We start from the raw sequence: 15,530 nt of genomic DNA on the forward strand, positions 1-15,530 counted from the left end.
TTAATTTCGGAGTGCAGAATTTACAAATTCGAATTCCGAAATTCGAATTTTATGGAGTTTGTTGAGGCGATTAAAAAAGTCACTACAACTATTCTTCTAAAATTCAATGGAGCTGTTGATGAGAATTGAACTCACGACCTCTTCCTTACCAAGGAAGTGCTCTACCCCTGAGCTACAACAGCTTAAAAAATTGCTTTAATGCGAGCGGGAGACGAGGTTCGAACCCGCGACCTACAGCTTGGAAGGCTGTCGCTCTACCAACTGAGCTACTCCCGCATTTTTAATTCACTAAGTTTCCGGCAAACAACACTGCAACTTTCCACTTATAGAATTATTAGAATAAAAATAAGAACTTTAAAAGGCTGTTGTACCACAGGTTTAGGGTATTCTGTCTACTACTTCTGAATTACTCACCTTCTACTCAACAACTATGTTCCGCCTCTGCGAAGGGCAAAAGCGGAACACGCTGTATTTGTGGGCAGGATAGGATTCGAACCTATGAAGACGTAGTCAGCGGATTTACAGTCCGCCCCATTTGGCCGCTCTGGAACCTGCCCTAACATCTTTGGATTTTGTCATCCGGTTATCTCAATAACCAAATAAAAATCGATGAGCCAGCAGAGGGATTCGAACCCCCGACCCACTGATTACAAATCAGTAGCTCTGGCCAACTGAGCTATGCTGGCATCTTTCAAAAAACATTCTTTCAATAAAGTAACTCGTTGAAAGAGAGCGCAAAATTAAACGAATTTTTCAATTCTCAAAATCTTTTTTTCAGTTTGTTACAAATATTTAAAAATTTATCTGCTTCCCTGAAAACGCCCTACCATAAAGAACTTTGCTACCTTTACCGACCCTCTTTTTGAATCGGGATGGCAAAGGTAGCAAAGAGATTAATATTTCCAAAATTATTTCAGAAAATTATTGAAATTTCTTTTCCTTCTTTCTTTTCACCTGCTCTACAAGGGATTCGAAGGCAAGGTCAAAAGACTCTTCGAAGGACTTAGACTCGTGCTTGACAAACAAGTCCTGACGGGGTATTCGAACTCGGATCTCGGCTATTTTGTCTTTAATTTGATGGGCTAAATTATCCACTTTTAAAAATACATCCACACTAATGATACGGTCATAAAAGGTGTTTAACTTCTGAAGTTTCTTGTTCACATGATCGATCAATTTGGAATCAGCATCAAAATGCACAGTTTGAATTTGTACGTTCATAGCACTAATTTTTTAAATATTTAACAATCTAAGTTCTAGTTAGTAAAGGAAGGTCATAGGCACTCTCTTTTAGTATAATGAACTGGATTACTAATATAGTCACTTTTGCAATGCAATGCGGAATAGCCGCGTAATATTTTGTTAAAAGCCAAAAATAACTGCTACGCTTTCGGGTGTGCCTGTTGATAAACTTTCTTCAACTGCTCAATCGTATTGTGCGTGTAAACCTGTGTGGCAGCGAGACTGGAGTGACCCAGCAATTCTTTGATGGCATTCAGATCTGCACCATTGTTTGCGAGATGAGTAGCGAACGTATGACGAAGTATATGCGGGCTTTTCTTTTTTAAAGTAGTGATTTGATGTTCTGTGAGATATTTCCGTACTGTCAGATACACATATTTGGGATATAGTCGCTGACCGCTGTGTGGATGCACCACCAATACCCCTGCTTCAAACTCTTCCAGGTAACTACGCTTCTGATCCATATAGTCGCCTATTTGCATCAGCAACCCCTGGCTAATCGGAATGATCCGCTCCTTTCCTCCTTTCCCCATTACCTTAATCGAAAGATTCCCTTTGTCTACCCTGAACTCCTGTAAAGAGATCAGCTCCGACAAACGGATACCTGTCTGATAAAAGATTTCAAAAATGAGCCGATGGGTGGCACCTTCAAAATCATTGGCAAAAATGGAAAGGGAAGTAAGGGAAACGGGGCTGATATTATCTTCCAGGGCACGCATCCCCTTCTCCTCAATATAACCCGGCAAACGGCGGCTTATTTTGGGTGCAATGACTTTGGTCATGGGCGACTGCCTGACCAGGCCCTGACGCAGGCAATATTTGAAAAAGGATTTGAGTGTGGAGATTTTGCGGTTTACGCTTTTGGCTGTCATGGCATCTTCCATGAGGCGAGCCAGCCAGCTACGGATCATTACATGGGTAAGGTCCTCAACAGGGGTACTGTTGTAGCTGAGGGTAATATAATCGATAAACTGTAAAAGATCATTGCGATAGGCAGTGCAGGTATGCGCTGAGTACCGTTTTTCGAGCTGGATATAGGCTATAAAGCGCTCTGCTAAGGAATATAATGGTTCGTTCAACACAAAAAGATTGATGATTGTAAAGTTATTAAATAACCTTACAATCATCAAATATTTTGAGTTGCATTCAGCTTATTGCCAATGCAATATTAATCTTCAAATTTACCGGTAGCCAACTGTTGCTTGTAAACGGCTTTTAACACCTGGTTACGACGTTTAACAGATGGTTTAGTAAAAGACTGGCGCGTTCTCAGCTGCAGTAATATGCGAGCTTTCTCAAACTTCTTTTTATATTTTTTAAGCGCCTTGTCTATGTTTTCGCAATCTTTAGAATCAATGATCAACATAATTTTTGCCTCTTATTTTTAGGAACGCAAAGATAAAACAAGATTTGTGAAAAAACAAAAGACTATCAGAATTATTCTGTCTCCCCTCCCTCCTGACCGTAAAATATCACCCATAATAACAGGTCGGTCGTAAAATTCCGGAAGCGATGTGCAGCACCGGCGGGCACAAACAGGAAATCACCCACCCCAATGTGTACCACTTTACCCTCCATTTCAAATTCCCCGCTTCCCCGCATTACCAGATAGATTTCGTCCTGAACATGAGGCTCCTGTCCGTCTATCTCATCCGGGCCAAAGATAATTCCCCGCATGGAACCGTGTTCAAACAATACCGCGAAGTCATCTTCGCTTTTCTGCAATTGTGTTAAGGACTCGGCAAAAGAAACATGAAACCTCATACGCTGGTTATTTAACGTGTGCTGAGATAACCCGAAATTAAGAAAGAATTGGGAATTTGAGCTGAAGACAGGCGCTGGCATTGGAGACAGATGCCAGTAGTATGGGCTGTCCAATGGTGAAATCTGATAACCGTGGCAGCACAAGCGGCAGAAGACCTGTTACCTGACAGATCACGGCATGTCGGGAGTAACAATGATGCTGTGCTATACAAACAGGAATCTCAGGAGAGATCTACCCGGTAATCACCGCGCCTATCTTTCCTGAGATCCCCGAAACTTAGTTTCTTTTAGTCTTTCAGCTTCTTCTTTAACAAACTCACCTGATCCTGCAGATGGCTAACCATATCTGCCAGGTGGTTCACACTCATACGGCTTTGCTGCCCTGCTTTGCTGATTACGGCATCAGACTGCCATAATTCCAGCACTTCCTCCATTTCCACTCCATATGGCTCAAACTGTGGGTTATCTGATACCAGGGTGATTTTTGATTTGGAGCGGTTATTCTTCAGGATACGTTTAAAAACAATGCCTTCACGGGAAGTAATCACCACATAAGTTTCATTGTTCTTAATTTCTTCCCATCCGTCTACCTTATGGCAAACGATAACAGAACCGGATGTAACCGGCAACATAGAGTCCCCGGCTATTTCAAAGGCCCGGTAATCCCCGGCACCCAGCATAGGTAATGTAAACGTATTCAGTTCCTCTATAAATTCATCATCGTTATAACCAGCAAGATAACCGGCAGCTGCCTTTACCGGTACAAACTGTATTGCCTGACGGGCACTGCCCAACTTCAGCTGACGACGCTTTTCCAGGAAACTGTCTTTCTGGGAGCCAAGATCGCGGCGGAGCAGATCATCGATAGATACCCGGAACATATCACTTACCTGTTCCAGGATTTCTGTACGGGGTTCCGCTCGCTCTTCCTCATAAGCACCCAGCAGGGATCGCTTAATACCGAGTTTATCGGCAAACTCTTGCTGCGTCCAGGCTTTTTGCTTACGCAGATATTTCAAATTCTGACATACTACGGACATAACCTAAATAATTTAGTACCTTGCTAACAAAATTAGCAAATATTTTTATGAATTACCAAATATATTCGGGTCGCTTCGCTTATTTTTGCCCGGTAAAATCCAACTCGATATGTTAAACTATATACACTCGTTTTTAAGATGGGCGCTATTACTCGCTGGGATCTGGGCCGTTATCCGTTCATTAAAGGGCGTAACAGGCAAAACACCATTTACTGCAGCAGACAGCAAAGCAGGCCTTTTCTTCATGATATTCTGTGACCTGCAATTGTTGGTGGGACTGATCCTTTTCTTCGTGAGTCCTTTATCTAAAGCCGGCATATCAGACATGGGCGCTGCGATGAAAGACCCTGTACTGCGATTTTTTACCGTAGAACATGAAACGATGGCCATTATTGCCATTGCTCTCGTACACATCGGTAAATCCAAAATAAAGAAAGCAGCCTCCGATGCACAAAAACATAAACTTGGCCTGATCTTCTTTGGTCTTGCACTGGTAGTGATACTAGCGCTTATTCCATGGCCTTTCCGTGCAGCACTCGGTAAAGGATGGTTTTAATAACGGCCCTGGTTGTCAGATAATAAAAGCTATTAGCAAAATGGCGTCCTTGTCAGGGACGCCATTTTCTTTTTATTGATTGACCACTGAATAACTAATTAACCCTTGTCCTTGTTGTACAATCTGAACGAATAGATATACGGCAATGCCGCCAGTACGATCGCCACAAAGAAGATAATAAATACGCCGGTGATCAGCGACAGGAAGAATCCGGCTATGATGATGACCACACCTGCACTTACCCACAGGTTACTGGCCATCAGATGTGTTTCTTTCCATACATTAGGACTTTGTAGTGTCCATGGTGTTCTTACACCTACATAATTGTTGGGCTTCAGATTTCGCAGATAAAAACCGATACCGGTGATCAGCAATCCGACTCCTATAAATGCCCAGCGTTCCATGATGAACGATTTTCCCTGACTCACCAGGAAAATGATAATACAGGTGAAAACTGCCTGATAAGAATGAATCAAAAATCGGATGCGATAATATTCTTTGTGCTCCACTTCTATGGCAGACGGTGTAATCTGCTTTTCTCCTGCGGCCGGAATATAGCGAAACAGGAAATAGATGAGGGCATTTGTAAAAAACAGGAAGATCATCAGCAACAGGAAATCTCTCTTTGATCCTATTTCCTGGGCGCCTGATGTGTTTAAATTAGTAGAGACAACTGCAGGTATCGAATTCCAGATAATAGCCAGGTAACCCATGGGTACCAGCAGTAATGCGAGGATAAGCAATTCTTTGGTAAAATCCGGCTGTTTCATTGGAGATCAGTTTAAATGTAAAACCACTCACATACTCCCTTTTTCCTTCATTTCCATTCTCTTATCTATTACATATTGGATGCCAGTTATGTTTATTAAAGTTACGAAAATTGATTCTTAGAGAAATCTCAATAATATTTTACTAAATTTATTAGTATTACTAAAATAATTAGTAATTTAGCAGTCGCAGATAAAAGTGATTCCGGCTGGCAGGCCTGCTGCTTTACTATCCTCTCCCTTTGCCCGGTCCGCCATCCGTATCGCTTTTATACGGTCTAGCTGTTCCGTCCTTTGTTTATCCATAAACCAACGTTATTATGATTACGTTACAACAGCGTACCATTGCGCATTTCGACCTTGACTGTTTTTTTGTGTCAGTGGAATGCCAAAGGGATAGCCGGTTAAGCGGACAACCGCTGCTGGTAGGCGGCAGCAGTGATCGTGCTGTGGTAGCTGCCTGCAGCTATGAGGCCAGACGCTATGGTATTCATTCTGCTATGCCCATGAAAACAGCATTGCGGCTTTGTCCGCATGCCATTGTACGCAGTGGGGATATGGAATTGTACAGTGCAAAATCCAGGGAGATCACGGAGATCATTGCCGGCAAAGCACCGCTATATGAGAAATCATCTATCGATGAATTTTACCTGGACCTTTCCGGCATGGATAAATTCTTCGGCTCCCTGAAATGGACTACCGAGCTGCGGAAAGCCATCATGAAAGAATCAGGGCTACCTATTTCATTCGGACTGGCGTCCAACAAGCTGGTCTCCAAAGTAGCCACAGATGAGGCTAAGCCAAACGGTCAACTGGAAATACTGTTTGGCGAAGAGAAAAGTTTTCTGGCACCGCTGGCGGTGGAAAAGATTCCGATGGTAGGCCGCGAAACCGGTGCCCAACTAAGGCGCCGTGGCGTAGAAACCGTGAAAACACTGAGTGAAGTGCCCATCTCCCTGCTGGAAGCATGGATGGGGAAAACCGGAATAGCGCTTTGGAAAAAAGCCAATGGTATCGATGAATCGCCGGTAGTGCCTTTTTATGAACAAAAATCTATTTCTACAGAAAGTACTTTTCCTGCAGACACCATTGACATGGAATTTCTACATGCAGAATTAATACGCATGACGGAAAAAATAGCATTTGAATTAAGACAGCAAAATAAACTTACCGGCTGCATTACCCTGAAACTACGTTATTCCGATTTTGAAACCGTTACCAAACAAATGTCAATTCCTTACTGCTGTGCCGATCATGCGCTACTGGAAAAAGTAAAGGAACTGTTTAAAAAACTATATGACCGTCGTTTGTTGGTACGTCTTATTGGCGTACGTTTCAGCCACCTGGTGCAGGGAAACTACCAGATCAGTTTATTTGACGATAAACAAGAAATGATCGCGCTGTATCAGGCTATTGATCAAATCAAAAATCGTTTTGGATGGGAGTATCTGATGAAAGGTACCAATGTGATACCACCTGATCGAAAAAAACAGCCGGCACCCAAAAAAGATATCATGCCATATTTCAAAGTTTAACATCGCTGCTGATAACAGTTGTTCGGGAATGTAGATAATATCGCATGGTGAGGTTCAATGTCTCCGGATAAAAATAACAGGTTGCTCAGCGCATACGCTGTTACACAGCGAGGTTCAACATCTTCCTATAAAAAATAACAGCACGTAAAAAGGAATACCGGATTCAATTATGTATCTCAATTGCAAAACATTTTTCAGTCTGCGATATGGCACTATGCATGCAGAAATGCTGGTAGAAAAAGCATATGAACTGGGCATTCGCACCCTGGCGTTGACAAATATCAATATGACTTCCGATGCCTGGGAGTTCGTGGAACTTTGCAATAAATATTTGATTAAACCTATACTGGGACTGGAATGCCGAAACGAAAACAATTTTAAATATATCCTGCTGGCGCGTAACCAGCAAGGCTGGTACGCCATCAATCATTTTCTGTCCGAACATTTGCAGCAGGAAATTCCTTTTCCTGACCAGGCACCTTTTATCCCTCATACCTTTGTTATTTACGCTTGGGGAAGCCGCGCTCCGGAAATGTTGGCAGCACACGAATTAATCGGCATAAAGCCCTGGGAGCGTAATAAATTATTCAGAACAAATACCTCATCTATCCGGGATAAACTGGTTATTCTGCAACCAGTAACCTTCCAGGATGAAGAATATTTTGAGCTACATCGCCTGCTGCGGGCAGTAGATCAGAATATTCTTATTTCACAACTAACGCCCGATATGACGGGCCATCCGGCAGAACAATTCGTACATCCTTCAAAAATGGTGGAACATTTTTCAGACTATCCACATATTGTACAAAATACCGTGGAAATAATGGAAGCCTGCCAGGTGGAAATGGACATCACCCCTCACATTCCCCGCAACAAAAAACATTTTACAGGAAGCGTGGAAGGAGACCGCGCCAAATTGCGGGAACTGGCCCTGGAAGGCATGTACTACCGGTATGGCGATGATCATGAAGAAGCGCTTAGCCGTATTGAAAAAGAGCTGGCCATTGTTGCTCAAATGGATTTCGAAGCGTATTTTCTAATCACCTGGGATATCATCCGGTATGCACAGGAACAGGGATTTTTCTACGTTGGCAGGGGCAGCGGCGCTAATTCCATTATTGCCTATTGTACAAAAATTACGGATGTAGATCCCATAGAGCTGGATCTGTATTTTGAACGCTTTCTTAATCCTTCGCGTAGTTCTCCGCCGGATTTTGATATAGATTTTTCGTGGCGTGATCGTGATCAGATCATCCGGTATGTCTTTGATACCTATGGAAAAGATTATACAGCGTTACTGGGCACCGTCACCACTTTCCAAACAAATGCCATTATACGGGAACTGGGCAAAGTATACGGGCTACCGAAAAAAGAGATTGACAAAATACTGGAGAATGGATTTCATGTTCAACTGGAGGCAGATAACATCCATCAGAAAATAGCGCATTACTGCGACCTGATGGATAGAAAACCTGCATTCCCCAACCATCTCAGCATTCATGCCGGAGGAATACTGATCAGTGATGCACCTATCCATCACTACTGCACTACTTATTTGCCACCGAAAGGTTTTGTAACAGCCCAACTGGATATGTGGCAGGCAGAACGCATAGGACTGTATAAGTTTGATATCCTCAGCCAGCGCGGACTTGGGCATATACGCGACGCCATCGACATCATAAAAGAAAACAAACATGTGGATATCGACATCCATAATGTCAAAGCATTCCAGATAGATACCCGTGTAAAAAACAACCTGGCCACCGTAAATACAATTGGCTGTTTTTATATAGAATCTCCTGCCATGCGACAGCTGCTACTGAAACTTCGATGCGATAATTATCTGGCACTGGTAGCAGCGAGTTCTATTATCCGCCCCGGTGTAGCACAATCGGGCATGATGAAAGAATATGTGCAGCGATACCGCAATCCCGATAAAGTGGAATACCTGCACCCGGTGATAGAAGAACTGTTGAAAGAAACTTTTGGTATTATGGTGTACCAGGAAGATGTAATTAAAGTAGCCCATCGATTTGCCGGTTTGGAACTGGCAGATGCGGATACACTGCGCCGTGCCATGGGTGGGAAGTACAGGGATTCAAATGATTTTAAAGAGATAGAGAAAAAGTTTTTTGCTAACTGTAAAGAAAGAGGTCATTCGGATCAGGTAGCAGCGGAAGTATGGCGACAAATAGCCAGTTTCGCCAACTTCTCTTTTTCCAAAGCCCATTCTGCCAGTTTTGCAGTAGAAAGCTATCAGAGTTTGTACCTGAAAACTTATTTCCCGGCAGAGTTCATGGTGGCGGTCATCAATAACTTTGGCGGCTTTTATAACCGGGAACTTTATTTCCGGGAGCTGCTGAAAACAGGGGTAACCATGCACCCACCCTGCATTAATAACAGTGACTATTCCACAAATATCAAAGGCCAGGATGTATATGTGGGGCTGATTCACGTGGAAGGACTCGAACAACTACTGGCAGAAAGAATATTAGCCGATCGGTTGGCCTATGGGTCATTTGCACATCTGGAAGACTTTACCAACCGCATCTCACCGGGGCCGGAGCAACTCGAAATACTGATCCGCATTGGCTGTTTCAACTTTACTGGCTACACTAAAAAAGAATTATTGTGGAAAAGCAGTATGCTCGTAAAAAGTAAAGAAACCAATAATACCCATAGTCTCCCGCTGTTTGGAAATACGGCTGTTCACTGTGAACTCCCTACCCTGGCATATCATGCACATGAAGATGCCTTTGATGAGATTGATCTGCTGGGTTTTCCGCTACAATCTCCTTTCAGTGTATTGCAACACAATCAAAGTACGTATATGCCTGCCCGTGAGTTCGGAAAATATGTGGGTTTGCCGGTTACAACGCTGGGCTACCTGGTAACCACTAAATTTTTACGCAGCAATAAAGGAGAGCCCATGTGTTTTGGTACTTTTCTGGATAAAGAAGGCGCATTTGTGGATACGGTTCATTTCCCTGATAGTCTGCGGCAATATCCCTTTCAAAAAGGTGGTTTTTATGTTTTACAGGGTAAGGTGGCGAAAGAACATGATGTAATAACATTGGAAATCAATAAGATGTGGAAGATTGGGTATTTTGAAGATAAAAAAGCATAAAACCGACAAAATGTTGTATTTTTGCGACAAATGTCGGGTATTATGAAACACGTAAAAGGATACCGCGTGCAGGAAAATGCATTACTGATTGTAGAAGTACCTGGGGCGGCTTTCATTGCCGGTAGCGGCTATTTTGATTTTATACAACTTTCCCGTAGTGGAATTATTAAACAAGCATTATTGAATTTGAGCAGACAGCTTTCTTTTTCTTTATCAGAACTGGCGCAGGTAGTACATGTTTCAGAAAGAACACTACAGCGCTACGCAGACGATGCAAAATTATCTGCCGATACCTCTGAGCGTGCCATTTTGCTCTCTCAGCTCTATCAACGTGGGACCGAAGTGTTCGGTCAGCTTGAAAACTTCAAGGAATGGATGAGAACATCTTTACCTGCCTTCAACTATCAAACCCCTATTTCGCTTTTAGATACCACTTTTGGGTTTCAGCTGATTCAAGATGAGCTGGGACGCATTGAGCATGGCATCTTTGCATAAATCAACGAATCAATCAACATGGAAGTATACAGGATCAGTAAGTGCGCTTACATCAATGATCTGAGTGGAACAGGTGCGCGTCTGTACGGAGGACGCTGGAACAGTCCAGGGCATTCCATTGTGTACACCGCTGGCAGCAGAGCATTATCCGCATTGGAAGTGCTCGTGCATATTCCTTTGAAAAATATAGTACAGGATTTCTGTATTGCTACTATCAACATCCCGGATAATCTCGCCATTAAGGTGTTGACCAAACACGACCTACCTTCAGGCTGGCAGTCACTTGGTCCGGATCCGGAGCTGCAGGGTATCGGTGATGAATGGGCAGATACTGCTAAATATGCGGTACTCAGGATTCCTTCTGTTGTGATAGCAGATGAATATAATTACCTGATCAATCCTCTTCATCCGGATGCGGAGAGTATAACAATCGTCAATACACAACCATTTGTCTTTGACCAGCGGCTGAAAAAATAATTTTCAAAACGTATAAAAGAAATGCCACGGAAAATATCCGTGGCATTTCTTTTATACGTTTATATCTGTTGTCTATTCCAGACCAAACAACCCTTTATTCAGCACCTGCAATGTTTTCTCTTTAAACTGACCATTGATCAGGATAGAGATATTGTGCCTGCTGCCACCATAAGAGATCATGCGCAATGGAATTTCTTCAATGGCGTCAAATAATTTAGTGATAATAGAGGGAGTAGCCGCTACTTCGTTACCAACAATAGATACGATGGTTTGATGATAATCCAGTTCTACTGTACCGAATGGTTGCAGTTCTTTCAGGATCTGATCCAGGTATTGCTCGTTATCGATCGTGACAGACACCGCTACTTCAGAAGTAGTGATCATATCAATTGGAGTGCGGTATTTTTCGAATATTTCAAAAATTTTGCGAAGGAAACCATATGCCAGCAGCATGCGGCTGGATTTGATTTTAATAGCAATGATGCCATCTTTCGCTGCAATTGCCTTTACCCCGTTACCATTAGGCATTTCAGTGATGATAGTGCCTTTGGCTTCCGGTTGCATGGTATTGAGCAATTTCACCGGGATATTGAAATGTTGTGCAGGCCAGATAGAAGCCGGATGGAGGATTTTAGCACCGAAGTAAGCCAGTTCTGCCGCTTCATCAAAAGAGAGCTGCTCAATGGGGAAAGTTTTTTTCACCACGCGCGGATCATTGTTGTGCATACCATCAATGTCTGTCCATATCTGCACTTCATCTGCCTGGATAGCAGCGCCGATCAGGGATGCAGAATAGTCACTGCCGCCACGTTTCAGGTTATCTACCTCTCCGCGCGCATTGCGACAAATATATCCCTGGGTAATAAATACCGTTTGACCTTTATGCTGGCTGATCAGGTTAGCCAGTTTAATTTTTATTTTTGGAATTTCTGGTTCTTCAAATTCATCAATACTCATGAAATCCAGTGCTGGCAACAATACTGCAGGGATACCGGCTTCTTCGAGATATACACAGAACAAGCGGGTAGATAATAATTCGCCTTGTGCAAGAATATCTTTATTCAGCGCTTCATTAAAGGATATCTTCAGGATGATGTTCAGAAATTCGAAGTGTTCATCAACAATCGCCTTGGCATTTGCGCGGCCGGCTTCCTGTTTCACCAGTTCATCGCAAAAGGTACGGTAGTGGCTCTCCAGCTTATCTATCTGCTGCTTCGCCTGTTCCTTCTTACCTCCTGACAGTGACTGACTAATTTCCACAAGGGAATTTGTGGTGCCTGACAGTGCAGACAGAACCACAATTTTCTGATCATTATCTGCTGTGATCAGTTGTGATACCGACTGCATACGCTCTGGTTTTCCCACGGAGGTTCCACCAAATTTTAACACTTTCATCTGAATGTTTTGTTTTGCTTTAGCTACCTGAAATCCAGCACGGGCTTTATTCCTGGTGTTTTTTATGAACGATTATGATTTAAAAATTCAAATTAAATTTTGCAGCTACTTCTTTCATATCCTTTACCACAGGGGCTATTACAGGAATTCCCTTTTCAAGTCTTTCGTGCTGCATTTCTCTTTCCGGATCTCCGGGTATCAACACTTTTTTCCCTGCTACCGGTTCAGCAGCTCTGAAGCGATTGATCCACGTATCCATATTCAACTTAAACTCTTCTGCCGGCCGGAATGCATCTACACGCATAGCACCGAAGAAATGTCCCAGTCCCTCTCCTACGGGATCAGGCGCCAATGGCAGAAAACTCACAAAAGGAGGCGCCCATGGACCATAATTAGCTCCTGAAAGAACGGCCGAAAATATATCAACTATTGCTCCCAAACAATACCCCTTATGACTTCCATGTTCGCGATCACCGCCCAATGGCAGTAAAGCCCCACCATCCTTAAGTTCATGAGGATTTTTGCTGGGATTACCTTCTTTATCCTGTATCCAGCCGTAAGGCGCTTCTTCATTTTTGCGTTGCAGGATCTCCAGTTTACCATTGGCTGCAGTGGTAGTAGCAAAATCAGCCACGAAAGCCGGTTGCTCCTTAGCCGGAATGGCTACTGCAATCGGATTGGTACCCAACATCCGCTCTGTAGAGAAAGTGGGCGCTACCAGCGGACTGGCATTGGTCATGGCCATGCCTATCATATCCTTTTCCAAAGCCATCATAGCATGATAACCCGCAATACCAAAATGATTGGAATTTTTCACGCTTACCCAGCCGGTACCCACAGCAGCCGCTTTCTGCATGGCTATTTCCATGGCAAAAGGCGCTACCACCAATCCTAAACCAGCATCCCCATCAATAACAGCGGTGCTGGGCGTTTCATGCACAATGCGAATATTGGGACGTGCATTGATTCGCTTTGCCTCCCATAAACGAACATAGCCCGATAAACGGGCTATTCCATGAGAATCTATACCACGCAAATCTGCCGAAACCAATACTTCACTTGCCAATGCAGCATGTTCGAGGCTACATCCCATGTGAATAAACACCTCGCGGGTAAATTCCCTCAAATGATGATAAGAAAAAATATGTTCCATCTGCGACGAATTAAGCCTGAGCGGTGGGTCCACCAAAATTCAAAGGTACAGATACCTGCTCCTGATCCTGGATGGGGCCGTGTACAGATTCATATTTCTTAATATTATCCAGCATCGCTTTCATAAAGCGCTTGGCATGTTGCGGGGTAAGTATTATACGGGATTTTACCTTAGCCTTTGGCAGACCGGGCATCACATTCACAAAGTCTACCACGAATTCGGCGTTTGAATGAGTAATGATAGCAAGATTCGCATATTGACCCTCGGCGATTTCTTCATTCAACTCTATATTAAGCTGATTCTGTTCTTCCTGATTTTCCATGTTGTACGTTTTTGCCGTACAAAAATAGAAAAAGAGGACTCAAATGAGTCCTCTTTTTTTAGAAACAGCAAATTAGCGTCTGTTACCAGTCATCTTTATCGAATTTGTCCGCTAAATACCGGACAGACAATGTCCTTCTTTTCTTTTTAGACATCAATTTATTCCTGTTCTGGTGTCCCAGTACATTTGCTTTCCCCAGAAGTTATCTTTCACCTGGCCCACAGTAGGTCCGCTATTTGTCTTATTCAATGTAGTTTCACTATTAGGATAAGGCAGGTGAAAGGATACACGTGTATGGCCCGGATAAGGAGATCCCTTGGCAGCAGGTAATACGGGAACATCTGTTCTCCTGGTTTCCGCCCACGCTTCATGACCATCTTTAAACAGGGCAATCCATTTCTGCAGATATATTTTCTTCACATCACCATCCCATTTTACGCCGGAATTGGTTTTATATGCTGCGTTGGTGATCTGGTTCTCAGCGAGAGAGGCGTCAATACCAGCCTCATAGGCTTGCTGCGCACTAACACCTGCGTTCCAGCCGTTGGCTGCAGCTTCCGCAAGAATGAATTTCACTTCCGCCACACGCATGTACGGCGTAAATCCTTGCTTATTGTCCCTGAAACGGGCGCCGATCCTGGAATACAGCGCAAGGGAAGGCAGTCTGTCATTATCTGGTATGCCAATTCCTACACCGCGGAACTGGCCATCGCTGGCAGGTTTGGCATAAACTGACAACCGCGGGTCTTTCAGGCGGCTGAGAATATTTACCAACGTGTCGCTTACAGCATGATCATCGCGGCCATCATCCGATTTATTGGAAGCCCAGGGTTCATTGTAAGGTTTACCTCCAGGCCAGGTCAGGAACGCATTATCACCGTTGTCTGTCATGATAGGGTACTTCTCCTGATCTCCGGCAATTTCTTCAATATTGGATTTAGCTGTTACCGGATCCACCTTGCTTAAACGGATGGCTACTCTTAACCGAACGGAATTACAGAATTTACGCCATTTGGTTAAGTCTCCCGAAAACAGGAAATCTCCATCCCCCAGCGCATCAGGACTGTTCTTCGCAAACAGATCATTGGCCGTTTTCAGATCCGCTAATAATGACGCATAAATAGCTTTCTGGTCATCATATTTTGGCGTAATAACACCGGAATTACCTTTCAGCGCATCAGAGTAAGGTATGTTCCCCCAGCTGTCTGTGGCTATTTGTGCCACATAAGCCTTAAAAGTAAGTGCCGCCGCCTGCATATTCACTTTATTGTTGGATACGGCATCACTAATGGTGATCTGAAGGTTATTTAGAACTCTGTAATGATAAGTCCATAAATTCTCCATCACCACTCCCCTGTATACATTACGTGACTCATCTATATATTGGATCTTACCCAGATGGCCACCGAAACATTCGGGCTCATTCATATCTCCCCATAAATCATAAAGGAATTCTCCATAATAAGCAATCGAATATGCCAGCGTATTGTTACCAGGCACCTTTTCCGGAGTATTGGGATTCTCATTTATTCTGTCAAAGCTTTTGGTGCAGCTTCCGCCAGTTATCAAAATCAATGCACCCGCCAGGATAAATTTCGAAAATCTTCTATTATACAGTTTCATAATAATAATTTTAGTTAAATCATCAATCCGCTTC

16 protein-coding genes and 4 tRNA genes are annotated in these 15,530 nt (G+C 43.4%); 5 read left to right on the plus strand and 15 right to left on the minus strand.

The window, feature by feature from the left end; translation table 11 throughout:
- Positions 1–107: 107 nt before the first annotated feature.
- The 9 genes from AB4Z08_RS04285 to AB4Z08_RS04325 form a co-directional block, all read right to left on the minus strand.
- Positions 108–182: transfer RNA gene (locus AB4Z08_RS04285), tRNA-Thr, on the minus strand.
- A 21-nt stretch (positions 183–203) separates the two neighbouring features.
- Positions 204–276, minus strand: a tRNA-Gly gene (locus AB4Z08_RS04290).
- Between the two features lie 199 nt (positions 277–475).
- A tRNA-Tyr gene (locus tag AB4Z08_RS04295) sits at positions 476–557 on the minus strand.
- 55 nt (positions 558–612) lie between these two features.
- Positions 613–686, minus strand: a tRNA-Thr gene (locus AB4Z08_RS04300).
- A gap of 235 nt (positions 687–921) precedes the next feature.
- Complete coding sequence (locus AB4Z08_RS04305; protein ID WP_133808740.1) at positions 922–1,221, minus strand: HPF/RaiA family ribosome-associated protein; 300 nt, start codon at positions 1,219–1,221, stop codon at positions 922–924.
- 161 nt (positions 1,222–1,382) lie between these two features.
- Positions 1,383–2,324 (minus strand): tyrosine-type recombinase/integrase, encoded by a 942-nt coding sequence (locus tag AB4Z08_RS04310; protein ID WP_441572830.1) that lies wholly within the window; start codon positions 2,322–2,324, stop codon positions 1,383–1,385.
- A gap of 86 nt (positions 2,325–2,410) precedes the next feature.
- A complete protein-coding gene (rpsU, locus tag AB4Z08_RS04315; protein ID WP_079470678.1) occupies positions 2,411–2,608 on the minus strand; it encodes a 30S ribosomal protein S21 in 198 nt (65 codons plus the stop codon).
- A 71-nt stretch (positions 2,609–2,679) separates the two neighbouring features.
- Entirely contained in the window at positions 2,680–3,006 is a 327-nt protein-coding gene (locus AB4Z08_RS04320; RefSeq protein WP_441572527.1) for a cupin domain-containing protein, read from the minus strand.
- Between the two features lie 287 nt (positions 3,007–3,293).
- Entirely contained in the window at positions 3,294–4,046 is a 753-nt protein-coding gene (locus AB4Z08_RS04325) for an XRE family transcriptional regulator (protein ID WP_441572528.1), read from the minus strand.
- A 109-nt stretch (positions 4,047–4,155) separates the two neighbouring features.
- Between AB4Z08_RS04325 and AB4Z08_RS04330 the strand changes: the two genes are divergently transcribed.
- Positions 4,156–4,602 (plus strand): hypothetical protein, encoded by a 447-nt coding sequence (locus AB4Z08_RS04330; RefSeq protein WP_441572529.1) that lies wholly within the window; start codon positions 4,156–4,158, stop codon positions 4,600–4,602.
- Positions 4,603–4,700: 98 nt separating this feature from the next.
- Here the strand turns inward: AB4Z08_RS04330 and AB4Z08_RS04335 are convergent, their stop codons facing one another.
- Both AB4Z08_RS04335 and AB4Z08_RS04340 read right to left on the minus strand, forming a co-directional pair.
- Positions 4,701–5,372 (minus strand): SdpI family protein, encoded by a 672-nt coding sequence (locus AB4Z08_RS04335; protein WP_441572530.1) that lies wholly within the window; start codon positions 5,370–5,372, stop codon positions 4,701–4,703.
- A 177-nt stretch (positions 5,373–5,549) separates the two neighbouring features.
- Positions 5,550–5,675, minus strand: coding sequence for a hypothetical protein (locus AB4Z08_RS04340; protein WP_441572531.1), 126 nt, complete (start codon positions 5,673–5,675; stop codon positions 5,550–5,552).
- A gap of 14 nt (positions 5,676–5,689) precedes the next feature.
- Here AB4Z08_RS04340 and dinB point away from each other — a divergent pair, with 14 nt between their 5' ends.
- From dinB to AB4Z08_RS04360, 4 genes are all read left to right on the plus strand, one after another.
- Complete coding sequence (gene dinB, locus AB4Z08_RS04345) at positions 5,690–6,904, plus strand: DNA polymerase IV (RefSeq protein ID WP_441572532.1); 1,215 nt, start codon at positions 5,690–5,692, stop codon at positions 6,902–6,904.
- A 169-nt stretch (positions 6,905–7,073) separates the two neighbouring features.
- Positions 7,074–10,031 carry a DNA polymerase III subunit alpha gene (locus AB4Z08_RS04350; RefSeq protein WP_441572533.1) on the plus strand — a complete coding sequence of 986 codons (2,958 nt, stop codon included), beginning with the start codon at positions 7,074–7,076 and terminating at the stop codon, positions 10,029–10,031.
- A 42-nt stretch (positions 10,032–10,073) separates the two neighbouring features.
- Positions 10,074–10,526, plus strand: coding sequence for a type II RES/Xre toxin-antitoxin system antitoxin (parS, locus tag AB4Z08_RS04355; protein WP_441572534.1), 453 nt, complete (start codon positions 10,074–10,076; stop codon positions 10,524–10,526).
- Between the two features lie 18 nt (positions 10,527–10,544).
- Positions 10,545–11,003 (plus strand): RES family NAD+ phosphorylase, encoded by a 459-nt coding sequence (locus AB4Z08_RS04360; RefSeq protein WP_441572535.1) that lies wholly within the window; start codon positions 10,545–10,547, stop codon positions 11,001–11,003.
- Between the two features lie 72 nt (positions 11,004–11,075).
- Here AB4Z08_RS04360 and AB4Z08_RS04365 read toward each other — a convergent pair whose 3' ends face one another.
- The 4 genes from AB4Z08_RS04365 to AB4Z08_RS04380 all read right to left on the minus strand — a co-directional run bounded on the left by AB4Z08_RS04365 (position 11,076) and on the right by AB4Z08_RS04380 (position 15,496).
- Positions 11,076–12,398 (minus strand): aspartate kinase, encoded by a 1,323-nt coding sequence (locus AB4Z08_RS04365; RefSeq protein WP_441572536.1) that lies wholly within the window; start codon positions 12,396–12,398, stop codon positions 11,076–11,078.
- A gap of 79 nt (positions 12,399–12,477) precedes the next feature.
- The gene (locus AB4Z08_RS04370) at positions 12,478–13,551 is read right to left on the minus strand and encodes an Ldh family oxidoreductase (RefSeq protein WP_441572537.1); all 1,074 of its coding nucleotides are present in this window, start codon (positions 13,549–13,551) and stop codon (positions 12,478–12,480) included.
- 10 nt (positions 13,552–13,561) lie between these two features.
- Entirely contained in the window at positions 13,562–13,873 is a 312-nt protein-coding gene (locus AB4Z08_RS04375) for a DUF3467 domain-containing protein (protein ID WP_133808729.1), read from the minus strand.
- Between the two features lie 153 nt (positions 13,874–14,026).
- A complete protein-coding gene (locus AB4Z08_RS04380) occupies positions 14,027–15,496 on the minus strand; it encodes a SusD/RagB family nutrient-binding outer membrane lipoprotein (protein ID WP_441572538.1) in 1,470 nt (489 codons plus the stop codon).
- Positions 15,497–15,530 lie beyond the last annotated feature (34 nt).

The sequence above is a fragment of the Chitinophaga sp. RAB17 genome, from assembly GCF_052114225.1.
Taxonomy (GTDB): domain Bacteria; phylum Bacteroidota; class Bacteroidia; order Chitinophagales; family Chitinophagaceae; genus Chitinophaga.